We start from the raw sequence: 16,081 nt of genomic DNA, 5'->3' as shown, positions 1-16,081 counted from the left end.
CAACATCCTGCAACGAGCCGGCGACCCCGACATCGCCCTGCACACCCCACACCACAAGGTGAAGCAGATCCTGCAGGACAGGACCGATCGCCACCGGACCAGACTGCCGGTCCAGGACTCCAGCCCGGCCACCGCCGAGCGGAGAGCGAATTTATCCGAACCGCTCAGCAATGAGCAAGAAGTAGGAAGCAGAATGTGCGGCATCGCGCTCAGCATCGGCCCGGAGGCCGACCCCCACCTTTCGCCGGATGCTCGCCGTCCTCGCCCCGCGCGGCGAGATCACAATGCCCGGGACCTGGTCGGCGCGGCGAAGTGGAACGCCGCCCGGTGGTCCGCCGGCTGGTCGGCCCGCGCCGCACCCGCGGTGGCGACGAGGCGGCGCTGCCCGGCTGAGCACTGGAACGGTGACGCGAGGTCCGATCGCCGCCAGCATCCCGTTCCGGGTCGCGCGAGGCTGGGGTCATGACGACAGCACTCGGCAACAACACGTTCCTCGTCCGCCCGCTGCCGGCCGGGGCGCTGGCCGCCGTTCGGGCCACCGGCTTGGACGCGGCGGGGCAGCCGGTGGAGCGGTCCACCGCCGAGGGCGGGGAGCCGCTGCGCTGCTGCCTGCGCGATGCGAATCCGGGCGAGCCGCTGCTGTTGTTCGGTTACGCGCCGCCGCTGGCCGCCGGGCCGTACCGGGAGGTGGGGCCGGTCTTCGCCCACGACGCGGACTGCCGGGGAGCCGATCCCGCCGGCGGCTACCCGGCGCCCTGGCGGGGACGTCCGCAGGTGTTGCGGGCGTACGACCGGCGGGGCCGCATCCACGGCGGCCGGCGGCACGACGGCGACGACCCGGAGGCGGTCATCGCCGAGCTGTTCGCCGACCCGGCGGTGGTCGCGCTGCACAGCCGCAACGTGGTTTACGGCTGCTTCATGTTCACGGTCGAGCGGGCCCACGACTGAGCCACCCCGTCCCGGGGCGTGACCGGCGGCGGCCCGGGTATCAGCCCGGCATGGCGGGACTGGACGCGATCGCGGTCGGGCAGGTGGCGCGGGACCTCGTGCTGCTGGTGGACGAGGTTCCCGGCGCCTCCCGGACGGCCCTCGTGCGGCGTCGCCGGGAGCTGCTCGGCGGCAAGGGCGCCAACCAGGCCGTGGGCCTCGCACAGCTCGGCGCGCGGGTCGGCCTGCTCGGGGTGGTGGGGCTGGACGAGGTCGGGGACCGGCTGCTCGGCCAGGCGCGCAGCGACGGCATCGACGTGGCACCGGTGGTGCGCCGGGAGGGCACGCCGAGCGCGCTCATCGTCGACGTGGTGGACGCCCACGGCCGCTGGCGCTACCTGGAGGACATCCCCGAGGAGACCCTGCTGACCGAGGCGGACGTGGCCGGCGCGGAGGACGTGGTGCGGGCGGCCCGGGCGGTGCTCGTACAGCTGCAGCAGCCGCTGCCGGCGGCGCTCGCGGCGGCGCGGTGTGCCCGGGCGGCCGACCGGCTGGTGCTGCTCGACGGCGCGCCGGACGACCCGGACGGCGCGGCGGAGTTGCTCACCCTCGCCGACGTGCTGCGCGCCGACGCGCGGGAGGCCGGGCTGATCGTCGGCGACCCGCCGAAGGACGCCGACGCCGGCCTGCGGGCCGGCCGGGAGCTGCTCGGGCGGGGACCGTCGCTGGTGGCCATCGAGGTGGCGGGGGAGGGGAACGCCTTCGCCTGGCCGGGCGGCGAGCTGTTCGTGCCGCTCAGCGAGACGCCCACGGTGGACACCACCGGCGCCGGCGACGCCTTCGTCGCCGCGCTCACCGTCGGCCTGCTCCGCGGCGACCCGCCCGAGCACACCGCCCGGTACGCGGTCGCGGCCGCCGGAGCCACGGTGGGCCATCCCGGCGGCCGGCCGGCCCTCTCCGCAGCGGCGATCGAGGAGCAGCTGGCCCGCATCCCGGCACCCTGACAGCCGGCCCGCCGGGACGGCGAGGCAGCCGGGCGATCGCTGCGGCCATGGACAACCGTCCGTGCCAGCCGTAGCGTCGCCGGTATGCGGAGGAGGACTCTGCTCGCCGCCGGCGGCGCCCTGCTTGTCGCCGGCACCGGGTGCACGCGTCCGCCGACCCCGGCGCCGCGCCCGGCCGCGGCCGGGACGCCGATGGCCTCGCGGCAGGACCCGGGCCAGGTCGAGCGGACCCTGGCCAGCCTGCGCAAGGTCGACGACCTGCCGCTGTACGAGATGACCTACGCGGGCGACTACGACCCGACGGTCGGCATTTCCGCGCCGCCCACGGCGAGCCCGTTCGGCTGTTCGCTCTTCGCCGCGCTCGGCGACCGTGGCCGGCCGTTGTTCGCTCGCAACTTCGACTGGGAACCCAATCCGGCCCTGGTGCTGCGGACCGACCCGCCGGACGGGTACGCCTCGATCTCCCTGGTGGACATTTCCTACCTCGGTGTCGGCCCCGATCCGGCCGGCGACCGGCGGCTGCTCAACGCGCCGCTGCTGCCGTTCGACGGAATGAACGAGCGTGGGCTCGCCGTCGGGCTGGCCGCCGACGACCGGGCGACCGCCCGTCCGGTGCCGGGCCGCCCCACCGCCGGCTCGGTACGCATCCTGCGCCTCGTGCTGGACAACGCCGCCACGGTGGACGAGGCGATCGGCGTTTTCGAGCGCTACAACCTGGACTTCGCCGGCGGTCCGCCGCTGCACTACCTGCTCGCGGATGCCACCGGCGCGTCCGCCGTGGTCGAGTTCGTCGACGGGAGGCTGCGGGCCCAGCGGGGTCGGGGCCGCTGGCAGGCGTTGACCAACGTGCCCGTGATCGACGTGCCCGAGCGGCGGCTGCGGCAGGACCACCGGTACGGCGTCATCGCGGCCGCACTGGACAAGGCGGGCGGGGTGGTGGACTCCCCGGCCGCGCTGAAGCTCCTCGACGCCGTCCGGCAGCCGCACACCCGCTGGTCGGTGACGTACGGCCTGCGCACCGGGGAGGTGCGGCTGGTCACCGCGAGGGGCGGCGGCGAGCGCCGCTACCAGCTGGCGATGAGCTGACCGGCGTCGGGCCCGGCCCCCGTGGTGCGGGGCCGGGCCCGAGTGCGGCGTGGAACGTCAGTCCCGGTAGTCGGGCTGGGTCTGCACGTTGAGCCGGTTGAAGTGCCTCGTGTTGGCTCCCGGGATGGACTCCTGGTCGATCTCCAGCACGTCCAGGCCCTTCTGGATGTCGCTGGAGAAGATGTTGCCGTTGTAGTAGTACGACGACCAGGCGCCGCCGAGGATCAGCTGGGTGTCGGAGATCGGTCCCCGCTCCCAGTAGCCGATCTCCCGCGGTGCCGACGAGTCGGTGAAGTCCCAGACGGAGATGCCGCCCTGGTACCAGGCCTGGACCATGATGTCGCGCCCGGGCACCGGGATCAGCGAGCCGTTGTGGGCCACGCAGTTCTCGGTGCTGGAGTTGGCCCGGGGGATCTTGAAGTAGCTGCGGAACACCATCGTCCGGGCGTCACCGCTGCCGGTGATGTCGTAGATGGCGTCCGCGCCGCGGTTCGGCCCGACGGTCGTGTTGCAGGTCGCCGCGCCACCGCCGCCCAGCTCGTCGGTGAAGATGACCTTGGTGCCGGTGTTGTTGAACGTGGCCGAGTGCCAGAAGGCGAAGTTGACCGTGTCCCGGACCTGGTTGATCACCCGGGGCGCCTCCCGGTCGGAGATGTCCATCAGGATGCCGTCACCCATGCAGGCGCCGGCGGCCAGGTCCTTCTCCGGGTACGCGGTGATGTCGTGGCAGCCGGTCGTCGCCGAGCCGCCCGGGCGGCCCGGGTACCCGCCGTCCGGGAAGAGGTTCGGCGTGCTGACGACCGCCGCGTCGGTGGGCTGGTTCAGCGGCACCTTCACGATGGAGATCGAGTCGTGCGGCGGCTGGCAGTCGGGGAACGACGCGGTCGGGCTGTACGAGGAGACGTACAGGTAGACGGAGTCGCCGTCCTTCCCGGGCACCAGGGTGTGCGTGTGCGAGCCGCAGTCGGTCTCGACCGACTTGATGTAGCGCGGGTTCTCCTTGTCGCTGATGTCGAAGACCTTGATGCCCTCCCAGGACTCCTTCACCGACGCCGACTGCGAGACGCTGTTGCAGGAGTCGTCGCTGCGGGAGGAGTCGGTGGAGAGGAAGAGCAGGTCACCGTAGACGGAGACGTCGTTCTGGGACCCGGGGCAGAGCACCTGCGACATGATCTTCGGCTTGGACGCGTTCGCGATGTTGTAGATGACGAACCCGTTGTAGTTGCCGACGTAGGCGAACGGCCCCTGGAAGGCCATGTCGGTGCCGAAGGCGCTCTCGGTGTCGAACGGCGCCTGCTTCGGCAGGTGGGCGATCTGCCGGATGTTGGGGCTGCTGGAGATCTGGTCGACACCGAGCCCGGCGGCGTCCACCGTGGCGGGTTCGGCGCTGAGTCGGGGTGTCGCCTGAGCGCTGGTGGCGGTGGCGACGCTGGCAAGGAGCAGGCCGGTGGCGGCCAGGCTCACTATCCGGAGTTGACGGGACCGAGACGCAGTGAATCTGATCATCGGCGAGACCCTTCGAAAGGGGATGACGATTGCCCACACCTTACCGGCGGACGACCGACATCAATGTGACCTGAGTCACATTCGGGTTCCATTGTCTATGGATAGGATCGCTGTCACCTCGACCGGGAGGGGTCGCGCATGACTGACCGACGTGGACGGACGCTCATCGCCGTCACAGTTGGAGCCCTGGTGTTGGTCGTCCTCGGCCTGACCCTTCGGTCGCCCGCCGACAGCGCCCCGGAGGTTGCCGCAGCGACGTCGAGCGCGTCGCCCACGGCGGACGTACCCCCGGTCATCGTGCCCGGACGGCCGGGGGAGTCGGCGGCGGTCCGCCCGGCGCAGGAGGTCCGGGACGCGTCACCACCCCGGTACAACAGCCTCGACGTCTGGTTCGTCCGGATGATGATCCCGCACCACCAGCAGGCGCTGGAGATGGCCGCGCTCGCCGAGAGCCGGGCCGCCGACCCGCGGGTCCGCGCAGTCGCCGACCGCATCCGGGCCGCCCAGGAGCCGGAGATCGGCCTGATGCGGGGCTGGCTCGCCGCGCGTGGGCTGCCCGCGGAGGTCGCCGGCCACGACCACGGCACCATGCGGGGCATGCAGTCCCCGGAGGCCATGCGGCGGCTCGCGGCCGCCCGGGGCGCGGACTTCGACCGGCTCTTCGTCCAGATGATGACCGCGCACCACCAGGGTGCCGTCACGATGGCGACCGACCTGCTCAAGGTGGGCGCGGACCTGACCATGAACGAGTTCGCCAACTCGGTCGCCACCGAGCAGGGCGTCGAGATCGACCGGATGCACGAACTGCTGGCCCGCTGACCGCCACATGACCACCAATCCGCATCGGACCGGGCGACCGGCGGCGGTCTCCCATACCGCCGAGCCGCGACCGCGGCTGGACTACTACCTGATCCTCTCGCCGATCAGCGCCCGCCCGCCGGAACCCCGGGCGGAGGGGATCCTCGTGGAGGAGTTCGTCCGGGACTGCGACTGGTCGACCTTGGGCCTGCGGAGTGCAGGGTGGACACCGGCGGACGGCGGCTGGTGGAGCTTCGCATCCTTCAGCCGCGGCATGCGCACCGACCCGAAGCTGTCCGGGCGGGTGACGCCGGTCGGCCGCGGCGCCGCCGAGGCGTCCTACCGGCAGCTCGGCGGGGGACGGCTGCCCGCCGAAGCCGTACTGCGTACCTACTTCCGTCACTACGAACCGTTTCCGACCGCGCCGCCGCTCCGGCTCGGTCCGGCGGACGCACCGGACGGATTCCACGAGCAGCGGGTCTACCGCGTCCTGTTCGCCAAGGACCTTCGTGCGGACCAACTGGCGAACCTGAGTGCCGGGTGGCGGACGCCGGCCGAAGACGATCCTGCCGACCAGGCACGGGGGATGCCCGCCGGCCGACTGCGGGTAGGCAGCGACCTGTTCGACTGGAACCTCCGCAGGATCGGCCAGGGCCTCGCCTGGTGCCTCGACCTGACCGCCTCGCTGGCGACCGACGCCGACGACGCCGTCGGGCCGGTGCTGCACGAACTGACCGCCGTCCTGCGCCGGCAGGGGCTGATCCCCGTGACGACCGAACGGTTCGCCTGACGGCTCAGGGGCTACCGCGGTCGGCCGTCGCGGCCGGTGCAGGCTCCATCGTGGTCGGCCGGGAGGGGGCAGCGGGCCGAGTCGCCGAGCAGCGCGTCGCACCAGACCCGGGTACGCACGAACTGGCGGTCCTCCTCGCTGAGGGTGGTCTCGCCGAAGTCGATGGCGGTGACGTGGCGCAACGAGTCCCGCAGCGCGACGGTCAGGGAGATCGCCTCGTCCAGGCTGGTGAGGGTGGTGGGGAGGTGGACGATCCACCGGGGCGGCAGCGGAAGCCCGTCGAGGACGGCGTCGGTCGAATCCATGACCCTCCCTGGTCGATGGGCAGGTGGCGCCGAGGCGGGCGGGGGCGACCGGCGCGACCGCGCGCCCACGCCGGCCGGAGCCCGGCACCCACCCCGGGCCTGCTCCTTGTCGGCCGTCTGCCGACGGCTCAGGTTGCTGGCGTCGGAGCAGCACGGCGGCCCTCTGACCGTCCGGTTGCCGCTCCGACGAAGGAAGGGGCCGCAGTGCCTAGCTGGGGCCTTTCCTCGTCTCTGCACCCTACCGACAATACTGGTAAAGTCAACGTTGCTCTTGAAGTTCTCCCGCGGGCCGTGATCAGATGTGTGGGCCTAGCTGGGAGTACTTCGCATGCCCGCACCACGGAAGTTCGAGCCGCACTATCGGCGGATCATCGCCGACATCAGGGAACGCATCGCCTCGGGCGAGTGGCCGCCCGGACACAAGCTGCCCTCGACCAAGGCTCTCGCCGACCTGTACGAGGTCGGCAGTCAGTCGACGGTCCGCCAGGCCATCACGATCCTCATCGAAACTGGCGAACTGTACGGCCACCAGGGTCTCGGCGTCTTCGTCGCCGACCGTTCCTCGTGAGGACCGGCCGGCGAGGGCACAACGATCGGCCGGCGTCTGACCGCACGCCAGCCTGGGTCGTGTTGGCCGCCGGCGAAGGGCAACCCGAGCGCGTCTTGGGTACCGCCCACCTGTTGGCCCACCTGAGACGGGCGACCGCGTTGCTGCCGGAGCTGGTCGGCGACACGGAGATCCGGGTCGTGCTGTCTTCCCGGGCTGAGGCCGATGCCCTCAGCCGGGCAGTGAGCGACTGGGCGCCCGGCGCGGTCGACGGCTGGACAGTGGCCATCACCGGTTCGGCTTGGCCGGCGTCGGGGCGGGCCACGTTGCACCGGGTGCGCGGGCGGTTCGCCGCTGAGTGGGTCGCCTGGTCGGTCGCCGTGGCCGCTGGCTTCGAAGCGGGGCCGACGGTGGGCATCGACGAGCGGGACGCCCCGTACGCTGGGTGACCGTGAACCGCACGATCTTCGGCCGTCCGCTGCGCGGCGTCGCGTTCGACGTCGCCGTCTCCGGCCTGGTGGTGCTCTTCGCCGTCGCCGGCGTGGTCACCCAGCCGGGCGGCTGGAAGGCGACCCTGGTCGGCTGCGCGATGGCGGTGGCGCTGCTGTTCCGGCGGTCGCACCCGACGCCGGTGGCCGTCGTGGTGGGCGCCCTCGCGCTCACCCAGGTGATCGCCGGCTGGGGTCCGCTGGGCTACGACATCGCCGTGCTGATCGCCCTCTACAGCGTGGTGAAGTACGCCGACCGGCTGCGGGACGGCATCCTCGCCGGTGCGGCCGCCGCGGTCGGGGTGGTGCTCGCCGCGCTCCAGGTCCGCGGGCCGGCGGCCTGGTGGGCGAGCGCGATCTACTTCGGGCTGATCACCGGCGCGGTCTGGCTGGTCGGCCTCAACGTGCGGACCCGCCGGCTCTACGTGCTGACCCTGGAGGAGCGGGCCGCCACCCTGGAACGCGAGCGGGAGGCGGAGTCCCGGGCGGCGGTGGCCGAGGAGCGCACCCGGATCGCCCGGGAGCTGCACGACGTGGTCGCGCACAGCATGGCGGTGATGATCGTGCAGGCCGACGGCGCCCGCTTCACCATCGACCGGGACCCGGCCACCGCCCGCGAGGCGGTCAAGGTGGTCGCCGACACCGGCCGGCAGGCGCTGGAGGAGATGCGGCGGCTGGTGGGCGTACTGCGGGAACCGAGCCGGCCGGAGCCGGTGGCCGCGCCCGGGATGGCGGGTGAGGCCGACGGCGGCGGGTGGTCGGCGGAGCCGGCGCACCGCCGGCCGGCGCTGGTCGAGCTGCCCGAGCTGCTGGACCGGTTCCGCGCCGCCGGGCTGCGGATCGCCTGGACCGTGACCGGCGAGCCGGTGGCGCTGCCGCCGGGCCTGGAGCTGACCGTGTACCGGGTGGTGCAGGAGGCGCTGACCAACGCCCTCAAGCACGCCGGGGTGGGCGCGTCCGTCGAGCTGGACCTCGGGTACTCCGACGACGCCGTGCTGGTCCGGGCCGTCGACGACGGGCGCGGCCGGCCGCTGGTCCAGCCGGCGCCGTCCGGCGGGCACGGCCTGGTCGGCATGCGCGAGCGGGTCAGCGTGTACGACGGCAGCCTCACCGCCGGGCCGCGGCTGGCCGGGGGCTGGCGGGTCGAGGTGCGGCTGCCGCTACCGTCGGCGGCCGAGGGGGTGGCGGCATGACGGTCCGGGTGGTGATCGTGGACGACCAGGCGCTGGTGCGCGCCGGGTTCAAGATGGTGCTGGACTCCCAGCCCGACCTGGCGGTGGTCGGCGAGGCGATCGACGGCGCCGACGCGCTGCGGGTGCTCGACCGGGTCGAGGCGGACGTGGTGGTGATGGACATCCGGATGCCGACCATGGACGGGGTGGAGGCGACCCGCCGGATCTGCGCCGGGCGGCCGCTGGGTCGGCCCCGGGTGCTGGTGCTCACCACCTTCGACACCGAGGCCGACGCGTTCGCCGCCCTCCAGGCGGGGGCGAGCGGCTTCCTGCTCAAGAACGTCCCGCCGGAGGAGCTGCTGGCCGCGATCCGGGTGGTCGCCGAGGGCGACTCGGTGGTGGCGCCGTCGATCACCCGGCGGCTGCTGGACCGGTTCGCCGGTCAGCTCGGTCCCGGCCCGACCGAGGACCCCCGGCTGGCCCAGCTCACCGAGCGGGAACGGGAGGTGCTGCTGCTCGTGGCGCAGGGCCTGTCCAACGCGGAGATCGCCGCCCGGGTGCACGTCGCGGAGGCGACGGTGAAGACCCACGTCGGCCGGATCCTGGCGAAACTCCAGCTCCGCGACCGGGTGCAGGCGGTGGTGCTGGCGTACGAGAGCGGGCTGGTCACCCCCGGCGGCTGAGCGGGCGTACGACCTGGGTCGTACGGGTCCACCCGGTCCGGGGCGACCCCGGTCGTACCCAGGTCGAGCGCGCAGGTGGAGATCAACCGGCCGGTGCCGCGCCTAGCGTCGGAAGGGTCAGATCCACCGCCTGAAACACGGGGAGCACCACGTGTCCGTCGCACCTGTCACGACCGCTGCCGGCGTCGCGGTCACCACCCGCGACCTGCGCAAGGAGTACGGCGCCGGCCAGTCCCGGGTCGTCGCGCTCGACGGCGTCGACCTCGACTTCGCCGCCGCCCGGTTCACCGCCATCATGGGACCCTCCGGGTCCGGCAAGTCCACGCTGATGCACTGCCTCGCCGGGCTCGACCGGCCGAGCGGCGGCGCGGTGCGGATCGGCGACGCGGACCTCGCCCGCCTCGACGACCGGCGGCTCACGCTGCTGCGCCGGGACCGGATCGGCTTCGTCTTCCAGAAGTTCAACCTGCTGCCCACCCTCACCGCCGAGGAGAACATCGTCCTGCCGCTGGCCATCGCCGGCCGGCGGCCCGACCCGGCCTGGCTGCGGCAGGTGGTCGCCGCGGTGGGGCTCACCGACCGGCTCCGGCACCGGCCCGCCGAACTCTCCGGCGGGCAGCAGCAGCGGGTCGCGGTGGCCTGGGCGCTGATCACCCGGCCGTGGGTGGTCTTCGCCGACGAGCCGACCGGCAACCTGGACTCCCGCTCCGGCGCCGAGGTGCTGCGCCTGCTCCGCGAGGCGGTCGACACCCTCGGCCAGACGGTCGTGATGGTGACCCACGACCCGGTGGCCGCCGGGCACGCCGACCGGGTGGTCTTCCTCGCCGACGGCCGCCTGGTCCACGAACTGATCGCGCCGACCGCCGGGCAGGTCCTCGACGCGCTCACCCGCCTCGACCCGGCCGCCACGCCGGCCCAGGGGCGGTGACCCGATGTTCCGTCTGACCCTGCGCCAGGTACGCGCCGACGGGCTGCGCCTGCTGCTCTCCTCGCTCGCCATCGTCCTGGGCGTCGCCTTCGTCGCCGGCACGCTGATCTTCACCGACGGCATGCGGGCCGCCGCGTACGAGCGCGCCGGCACCTTCGACCGGCACACCGACCTGGCCGTGTACGCCGGGAAGACGCCCCTGCCGCCCGCCCTGGTCGACCAGGTGCGGGCCGTCGACGGGGTGGCCGCCGCCGACGGCGAGCTGACCGGCTCCGCCGGGGTGGTCGGCTCCGACGGCCGCCCGGTGCTCGGGTACGCCGTCCTCGCCGCGATCCCCACCGATCCGGCCCTCCAGTCGTACGACGTGGTGGCCGGCCGGCTGCCGGCCCGCCCCGGCGAGCTGGTGCTCGACGCGCCGACCGTCGCCGACGAGGGCTTCCGGCTCGGCTCACCGGTACGGGTCGGCGGGTCCGGGGGAGCGGCCCGGCCGTACACCCTGGTCGGCACGGTGGACGTGGCCGGCACCCCGCGGGACGTCGGCGGACCGTACCTGGGGCTGGTGGGCGCCGACGCGCTCGCGGTGACCGGCGAGCCCGGGTACGGCCGGATCATGGTGGCCGCCCGTCCCGGGACGGACCCGCGGGCGCTGGCCGAACGGGTCCGCGCCGTGGCCGGGGCCGGGGCGACGGTGAAGGAGCGGCAGCAGATCCTCGACGACGCGGTCGACGACGCGGTACGCGACCAGCGCCAGTTCGGCCTGTTCCTGATGACCTTCGCGGCGGTGTCCGTCGTGGTGGCCGGCTTCGTCATCGCCAACACCTTCGCCATCGTGCTCGCCCAGCGGACCCGGCGGACCGCGCTGCTGCGGCTGGTCGGCGCCACCCGCGGGCAGGTGTTCCGGGCGACCCTGCTGGAGGCGGCGGTGATCGGGCTGCTCGCCTCGGTGCTCGGCGTCCTCGCCGGCGCCGCGCTCGCCGGCGGACTGAACGCGCTGCTGTCCGCGCGGGAGGCCCCGACCTCCGGCGGGCTCACCCTCACCGCCCGGACGGTGCTGCTCTGCCTCGGCCTCGGCACGCTGCTCACCGTCGGCGCGGGGGCGCTGCCGGCCTGGCAGGGGACCCGGGTGCCGCCGGTGGCCGCGCTCACCGACGCGGCGGTGCGGCCGTCCCGGCGGGCCGGCCGGATGCGGCTGGCGTTGGGCGCGCTGGTCTTCGCCGCCGGGGTGGCGGCGCTGGTCGGCGCCGGCCTGGCCGGTCAGGTGCCGCTGGTGGCCGCCGGCGGGGTGCTCAGCTTCTTCGGCATCGTGCTCTTCGGCCCGGTGCTGGTGCCGGCGCTGGTCCGGGTGCTGGGCCGGCCGGCCCGGCGACTGCTCGGCGCGACCGCCGGGCTCGCCGTGGCCAACGCGGTCCGCAACCCGCGCCGGGTCGCCGCGACCGCCACCGCGCTGGTCATCGGGATCGGTCTGGTGTCGGCGTTCGTGGTCGGGGCGGGCAGCGCGAAGGCGGGCATCGAGCGCGCCGTGGACGCGGAGATCGGGGTGGACTTCCTGGTCACCGGGATCGGGGCGGACCTGCCGGCGCCGCTGGCCGGGGAGTTGGCCGCCCGACCGGAGCTGGGCGTCGTGCACGAGCAGCGCAGCCGCGTCGTCGGCGGTGTCGGTGTGCGGTCGGCGCACCCCGCCCTGATCGGCCGGACGCTGACCGCCGTGGACTCCGGTGACGTCGGCCGGCTCGGCCCCGGCACCGTGCTGGTGCACCGGCAGGTGGCCGCGGCGCGGGGCTGGACCGTCGGCTCGACCGTGACCGTCGCCGGTCGGACGTTCCGGGTGGCGGCGGTGGTCGCCGACGACGGTCCGGTGCTGGCCGGCAGCCCGGTGCCCGCCGGTTTCGTGGTCGACGTGGTGGACGCCGACTTCGGCCGGCTCTTCCCGGCCGAGCGCGGGTACCTGGCGGAGGTCGACCCCGCCGACGGGGTCTCCCCGGCCGCGGCCCGGACCGCGATCGAGTCCGTGCTCGCCGACTACCCCACGGTCAATCTGATGGACCAGGCCGCGTACAAGAAGATGCTCACCGGCACGGTGGACATGGTGCTCGCCTTCGTCACCGCGCTGCTCGGCCTGGCCGTGGTGATCGCGCTGGTCGGGGTGGCGAACACGCTCAGCCTGTCGGTGGTCGAACGCACCCGGGAGAACGCGGTGCTGCGGGCGGTCGGGCTGACCCGGGGCGGGATGCGCGCCGTGCTGGCCGTCGAGGCGGTGCTCACCGCCCTGGTCGGCACGCTGCTCGGGATCGCGCTGGGCACCGGCGTCAGCGCGGGCGCGATGGCCGTGGTGGCCCGGATCGGCGGCGACTTCACCCTGGTCATGCCGTGGGGGCGGCTCGGCCTGATCCTCGCGGTGGCGGTGCTGGCCGCGCTCGCCGCCTCCGTCCTGCCGGCCCGGCGGGCGCTGGCCCGGCCGGTGGTCGAGGCGCTCGGCGCGGAGTGAAAACGGCGCGGTGAGCGACCGCGCTCGGGCCCGCTAGCAGCGGGACCGGAGCGCGGCCGCTTCGGATCAGGCGGTGCGGCGAGGTTGGCCGGTCCCCTGTGGCCGGTGCGGAGCAGCGGCGCACCGGTGCCGGCGATGGATCGGGCCGGTTCAGCCCTCTGGGGTGTCCGGAGGGGTGGTCGTGGTGCTCGTGTCCGTCGGTACCGGCGCGGTGGTCGTGGTCGTGTCAGTCGGCACCGGCTCGGTGCTCGTCGGCGTGGTCTCGACCGTCGAGGGCTCCGGTGATGTCGACGGCGAGGTAGCCGGGGTCGGCGTCCGGCTCGGTGTCGCCGAAGCCGACGGGGACGGCCGGTTGCCCGGCCCGGCCGGACGGTAGGTGCGACCGTCCTGGTCCGTCGGGGCGGCCTCGGTGGCGGCCGGGACCTCGCCTTCGCCGCTGGGCGCGACCCCGGGCGACGTGGTCTCGATCGTGGTGGCCGGGTTGTTGTCGGCCGATTTCGCCGCGCCGAGCGCGGCGCCGAGCGCGATCAGCCCCACCAGCACCGCCGCGAGCGCGCCGACCAGCGCGCCACGTCGCCCGCGCCGACCGGCTCGGCCGACCGTGGCCGTCGGCGCCACGATCGGGTGGTCGTCCCGGGTGGTCATCGGGCCGGCCGGCCTGCGCAGCGTGACCGGCACCATGGCGGTGGGCGACTCGGAGATCGCGGCGCGGGCCGCCGCCGCCATCGCGGCGCCGTCCGGGAAGCGGTCGGCCGGGTCCTTCGCCAGCGCCCGCGCGACCAGTTCGCGGACCGGCTGCGGGATGTCGTGCGACAGCTCCGGCGGCTCGTCGTCGAGGTGCCGCACGGCGACCTGGAGCGGATTGTCGCCGGTGAACGGCGGACTGCCGGTGAGGCAGCAGTACGCCACGGCGCCGAGCGCGTAGATGTCGGTGGCCCCGGAGACCGGACGGCCCGCGGCCTGCTCGGGAGCCATGTAGAGGGCGGTGCCGGGTACGGCGTTCGTGCTGGTGATGCTGGTCACGTTGGTCGACCGGGCCACGCCGAAGTCGACCAGCACGACCGTGCCGTCCTCCTGCACCAGCAGGTTGCTCGGCTTGACGTCCCGGTGCACGATGCCGCGGGCGTGCGCCGCGTGCAGGGACTGGGCCACCTGCGCCACGATCGACATCGTCTCGGCGACCTCGAGCTGCCCGGCGGCCTCGATGCGGCGGGAGAGTGGCTCGCCCTCGACGAACTCCATGACCAGGTAGTCGGCGCGGCTGCCGTCGGGCAGGTCGTCCGCGCCGGAGTCGAAGACCTGCACGATGCCGGGGCTGCGCAGCGAGGCCATGATCCGGGCCTCGGCGCGGAACCGGGCGATGAAGTCGGGGTCGGACACCAGCGCCGGAAGTAGGACCTTCACTGCGACCTGACGGCCCAGCACCTGGTCCGTGGCACGCCAGACGTCGCCCATGCCGCCGGTGGCGACACGTTCGTCCAGGCGGTACCGACCGCTGAGTACGACTTCCGATGACAACACCCCATTACCGTACCCAGAGTGGCGGCGGAGTATTTCCCGCGATCTCTCCCGCCGGAAGCGGCGGCCGGTTCGAGGTCGATTCGCCGAATGGTCGGCGGCATCCGCGCCGTTCGGCCGACCTTGCGGACCCCGGTACGATCGGCCAGGAAATGGGGCTGACGAGTTCGTATGTCCGGCTTCAGGACATCGGATTCACCTGATGTCCGCTGATCGGCGCACCGAGCGTCTGAAAGGCCCCTGCCGTTACACCGACTCGCCGTGTCAGGTTGTAGACAAATCTCACTCTTTCCGATCGAACGGCGGCTTGTCCCACCACCGATCCACTCCTAGCGTTAGCCCGGCTCTGGGCCGCCCCATGGCGCCGGTACCGTATGTCCGCCGACGGCCGTGTTCCGCGGCGTTGTCCATACGTGCGTCCGCCGCTCCGGCGTCGGGCGCGATCGGGTCAGCGGGGGGCTGATGGTGCGGGTGGTGGTCCGGTTGTCGGACAGGGCGGGCGCCGGCCTCGCCGGCTCCGGCACGGGTCGGCCCGCGGATTCGGAACGGCGGGTCCATGACCGGTGAGCTGAACGAGGCGGTCGTCGCCGCGCAGGCGGGGGACGAGGAAGCATTCCGTTTCCTTTACCGCACCCTGCAGCCCGGCCTGGTCCGCTATCTCACCGCGCTCGTCGGCGCGGACGCCGAGGACGTCGCCTCGGAAACCTGGCTGCAGATCTCCCGTGACCTGCCCAGATTCACCGGCGGCGAAATCCGGGCCTGGACGGTCACCATCGCCCGCAACCGCGCGATGGACCATCTGCGCCGGCAGCGCCGCAGACCGTCGCTGCCGGTGCCCGTGCAGGCGCTCAGCGAGCTGGCCGGGGACGCCGACACCGCCGAGCGGGCCGGGGAGACCATCGGCACCGAGGCGGCGCTCGCGCTGATCGCCACCCTGCCGCCGCGGGAGGCCGAGGCGGTGCTGCTCCGGGCGGTGATCGGTCTCGACGCGGAGACCGCCGGACGGGTCCTCGGGCGGCGCCCGGGCGCGGTCCGCACCGCCGCCCACCGGGGGCTGCGCCGACTCGCCGGGCTGCTCGAACGCGGCGAGCCGGGCCAGCCGTCGGCGCCGCCCCGCCCCCGTACCGGTCGGGGATCGCAGGCGCCCAGCGCGCCCCACGCCGAGCCGGCGGACGGATGACGTGAGGGGATTCCGAATGAGCTTTCGCCGGTCCGACGGGCCCGCCGACCGGGCGGAGTCCGAGCGTCTCCTCGACGCGGCCCGGGACGGCCGACCCCCGGCCGACGCGGACCCGCTGCGGCACCTGCTCGCCGCCGCGGCCGCCCCGGCGAACCCGGGCGAGCTGTCCGGGGAGGAGCAGGCCATGGCCGCGTTCCGAGCGGCCCGCGTGGCGCCCGCGTTCGCGCCGGCGCCGGCACCCCGGCGACGGCGGCTCCGGGTCGGCGCGGCGGCCTGGGTCGCCGGGCTCGCCGCCACCGCCACCGCCGGCGTGGCCTTCGCCGCGGTCAGCCTCGACCGTCCCGAGCAGCCCACCTCCCCACCCGCACCCACCACGCCGGGCAGCTCCAGCTCCGGCGTCGACGGCTCGCCGTCGCCGACCCGCGGGGCCGACCCGACCGGGAGCAGCCCGGGCACCCCCGCCAGCACCGGCCCGTCCGTGGCACCCGGCACCACCGGTGCCGGACCGGGCCGACCGGCGACCACGGCGCAGCTGACCGGGCTCTGCCGGTCGTACCTCGCCAAGTCGCCAGAGCAGCGCGCCAAGGCGCTGGAGACGCCCAGCTTCGGCGATCTGGTGAGCGTCGCCGGCGGCGCCGACCGCGTCGAGGACTACTGCCTGCGG

The 16,081-nt window shown here is 74.2% G+C and carries 16 protein-coding genes; 13 read left to right on the top strand and 3 right to left on the bottom strand.

The window, feature by feature from the left end; all coding sequences use genetic code 11:
- Nucleotides 1-462: 462 nt before the first annotated feature.
- From DKT69_RS03305 to DKT69_RS03295, 3 genes are all read left to right on the top strand, one after another.
- Nucleotides 463-948: a DUF1203 domain-containing protein gene (locus DKT69_RS03305; protein ID WP_109800124.1), complete on the top strand. Its 486-nt coding sequence runs from the start codon at nt 463-465 to the stop codon at nt 946-948.
- 50 nt (nt 949-998) lie between these two features.
- Complete coding sequence (locus tag DKT69_RS03300; RefSeq protein WP_109800123.1) at nt 999-1,931, top strand: PfkB family carbohydrate kinase; 933 nt, start codon at nt 999-1,001, stop codon at nt 1,929-1,931.
- Between the two features lie 84 nt (nt 1,932-2,015).
- Nucleotides 2,016-3,017 (top strand): carcinine hydrolase/isopenicillin-N N-acyltransferase family protein, encoded by a 1,002-nt coding sequence (locus tag DKT69_RS03295; protein WP_109800122.1) that lies wholly within the window; start codon nt 2,016-2,018, stop codon nt 3,015-3,017.
- A 57-nt stretch (nt 3,018-3,074) separates the two neighbouring features.
- Here the strand turns inward: DKT69_RS03295 and DKT69_RS03290 are convergent, their stop codons facing one another.
- Complete coding sequence (locus tag DKT69_RS03290; protein WP_109800121.1) at nt 3,075-4,523, bottom strand: LVIVD repeat-containing protein; 1,449 nt, start codon at nt 4,521-4,523, stop codon at nt 3,075-3,077.
- A gap of 138 nt (nt 4,524-4,661) precedes the next feature.
- Here DKT69_RS03290 and DKT69_RS03285 point away from each other — a divergent pair, with 138 nt between their 5' ends.
- Both DKT69_RS03285 and DKT69_RS03280 read left to right on the top strand, forming a co-directional pair.
- Entirely contained in the window at nt 4,662-5,342 is a 681-nt protein-coding gene (locus DKT69_RS03285) for a DUF305 domain-containing protein (protein ID WP_109800120.1), read from the top strand.
- Nucleotides 5,343-5,349: 7 nt separating this feature from the next.
- On the top strand, nt 5,350-6,111 hold the full coding sequence (locus DKT69_RS03280; protein WP_109800119.1) for a hypothetical protein: 762 nt from the start codon (nt 5,350-5,352) through the stop codon (nt 6,109-6,111).
- 11 nt (nt 6,112-6,122) lie between these two features.
- Here the strand turns inward: DKT69_RS03280 and DKT69_RS03275 are convergent, their stop codons facing one another.
- Nucleotides 6,123-6,416, bottom strand: a complete 294-nt coding sequence (locus tag DKT69_RS03275; protein ID WP_109800118.1) for a hypothetical protein — start codon at nt 6,414-6,416, stop codon at nt 6,123-6,125.
- 328 nt (nt 6,417-6,744) lie between these two features.
- Here DKT69_RS03275 and DKT69_RS03270 point away from each other — a divergent pair, with 328 nt between their 5' ends.
- The 6 genes from DKT69_RS03270 (at nt 6,745) to DKT69_RS03245 (ending at nt 12,719) form a co-directional block, all read left to right on the top strand.
- Entirely contained in the window at nt 6,745-6,984 is a 240-nt protein-coding gene (locus tag DKT69_RS03270) for a GntR family transcriptional regulator (RefSeq protein WP_109800117.1), read from the top strand.
- Nucleotides 6,985-7,097: 113 nt separating this feature from the next.
- Nucleotides 7,098-7,412 carry a hypothetical protein gene (locus tag DKT69_RS03265; protein ID WP_146230975.1) on the top strand — a complete coding sequence of 105 codons (315 nt, stop codon included), beginning with the start codon at nt 7,098-7,100 and terminating at the stop codon, nt 7,410-7,412.
- Entirely contained in the window at nt 7,409-8,644 is a 1,236-nt protein-coding gene (locus DKT69_RS03260; protein ID WP_109800115.1) for a sensor histidine kinase, read from the top strand. Before DKT69_RS03265 ends, DKT69_RS03260 begins: the two co-directional genes overlap by 4 nt.
- A complete protein-coding gene (locus DKT69_RS03255) occupies nt 8,641-9,306 on the top strand; it encodes a response regulator (RefSeq protein WP_109800114.1) in 666 nt (221 codons plus the stop codon). Before DKT69_RS03260 ends, DKT69_RS03255 begins: the two co-directional genes overlap by 4 nt.
- A gap of 151 nt (nt 9,307-9,457) precedes the next feature.
- A complete protein-coding gene (locus tag DKT69_RS03250) occupies nt 9,458-10,234 on the top strand; it encodes an ABC transporter ATP-binding protein (protein ID WP_109800113.1) in 777 nt (258 codons plus the stop codon).
- A gap of 4 nt (nt 10,235-10,238) precedes the next feature.
- Nucleotides 10,239-12,719 (top strand): ABC transporter permease, encoded by a 2,481-nt coding sequence (locus DKT69_RS03245; protein ID WP_109800112.1) that lies wholly within the window; start codon nt 10,239-10,241, stop codon nt 12,717-12,719.
- A 150-nt stretch (nt 12,720-12,869) separates the two neighbouring features.
- On the opposite strand, the gene DKT69_RS03240 is transcribed toward DKT69_RS03245, so the two are convergent.
- On the bottom strand, nt 12,870-14,240 hold the full coding sequence (locus tag DKT69_RS03240) for a serine/threonine-protein kinase (RefSeq protein ID WP_109800111.1): 1,371 nt from the start codon (nt 14,238-14,240) through the stop codon (nt 12,870-12,872).
- A gap of 553 nt (nt 14,241-14,793) precedes the next feature.
- Here DKT69_RS03240 and DKT69_RS03235 point away from each other — a divergent pair.
- Both DKT69_RS03235 and DKT69_RS03230 read left to right on the top strand, forming a co-directional pair.
- Nucleotides 14,794-15,417: an RNA polymerase sigma factor gene (locus DKT69_RS03235; RefSeq protein ID WP_109800110.1), complete on the top strand. Its 624-nt coding sequence runs from the start codon at nt 14,794-14,796 to the stop codon at nt 15,415-15,417.
- 16 nt (nt 15,418-15,433) lie between these two features.
- A partial coding sequence (locus tag DKT69_RS03230; protein WP_109800109.1) for a hypothetical protein occupies nt 15,434-16,081 on the top strand: 648 nt, incomplete at its 3' end.

It is taken from the genome of Micromonospora sicca (assembly GCF_003172935.1).
GTDB classification, from domain to species: Bacteria; Actinomycetota; Actinomycetes; order Mycobacteriales; family Micromonosporaceae; genus Micromonospora; species Micromonospora sicca.
This window is presented reverse-complemented; position numbering and strand designations above follow the sequence as displayed.

Excerpts from the sequence above, each read along its gene's own strand:
- DKT69_RS03245 (WP_109800112.1), top strand. The coding sequence starts at position 10,239 with ATGTTCCGTCTGACCCTGCGCCAGGTACGCGCCGACGGGCTGCGCCTG.
- DKT69_RS03300 (WP_109800123.1), top strand. The coding sequence starts at position 999 with ATGGCGGGACTGGACGCGATCGCGGTCGGGCAGGTGGCGCGGGACCTC.
- DKT69_RS03235 (WP_109800110.1), top strand. The coding sequence starts at position 14,794 with ATGACCGGTGAGCTGAACGAGGCGGTCGTCGCCGCGCAGGCGGGGGAC.
- DKT69_RS03275 (WP_109800118.1), bottom strand. The coding sequence starts at position 6,416 with ATGGATTCGACCGACGCCGTCCTCGACGGGCTTCCGCTGCCGCCCCGG.
- DKT69_RS03295 (WP_109800122.1), top strand. The coding sequence starts at position 2,016 with ATGCGGAGGAGGACTCTGCTCGCCGCCGGCGGCGCCCTGCTTGTCGCC.
- DKT69_RS03280 (WP_109800119.1), top strand. The coding sequence starts at position 5,350 with ATGACCACCAATCCGCATCGGACCGGGCGACCGGCGGCGGTCTCCCAT.
- DKT69_RS03305 (WP_109800124.1), top strand. The coding sequence starts at position 463 with ATGACGACAGCACTCGGCAACAACACGTTCCTCGTCCGCCCGCTGCCG.
- DKT69_RS03255 (WP_109800114.1), top strand. The coding sequence starts at position 8,641 with ATGACGGTCCGGGTGGTGATCGTGGACGACCAGGCGCTGGTGCGCGCC.
- DKT69_RS03270 (WP_109800117.1), top strand. The coding sequence starts at position 6,745 with ATGCCCGCACCACGGAAGTTCGAGCCGCACTATCGGCGGATCATCGCC.
- DKT69_RS03285 (WP_109800120.1), top strand. The coding sequence starts at position 4,662 with ATGACTGACCGACGTGGACGGACGCTCATCGCCGTCACAGTTGGAGCC.
- DKT69_RS03290 (WP_109800121.1), bottom strand. The coding sequence starts at position 4,523 with ATGATCAGATTCACTGCGTCTCGGTCCCGTCAACTCCGGATAGTGAGC.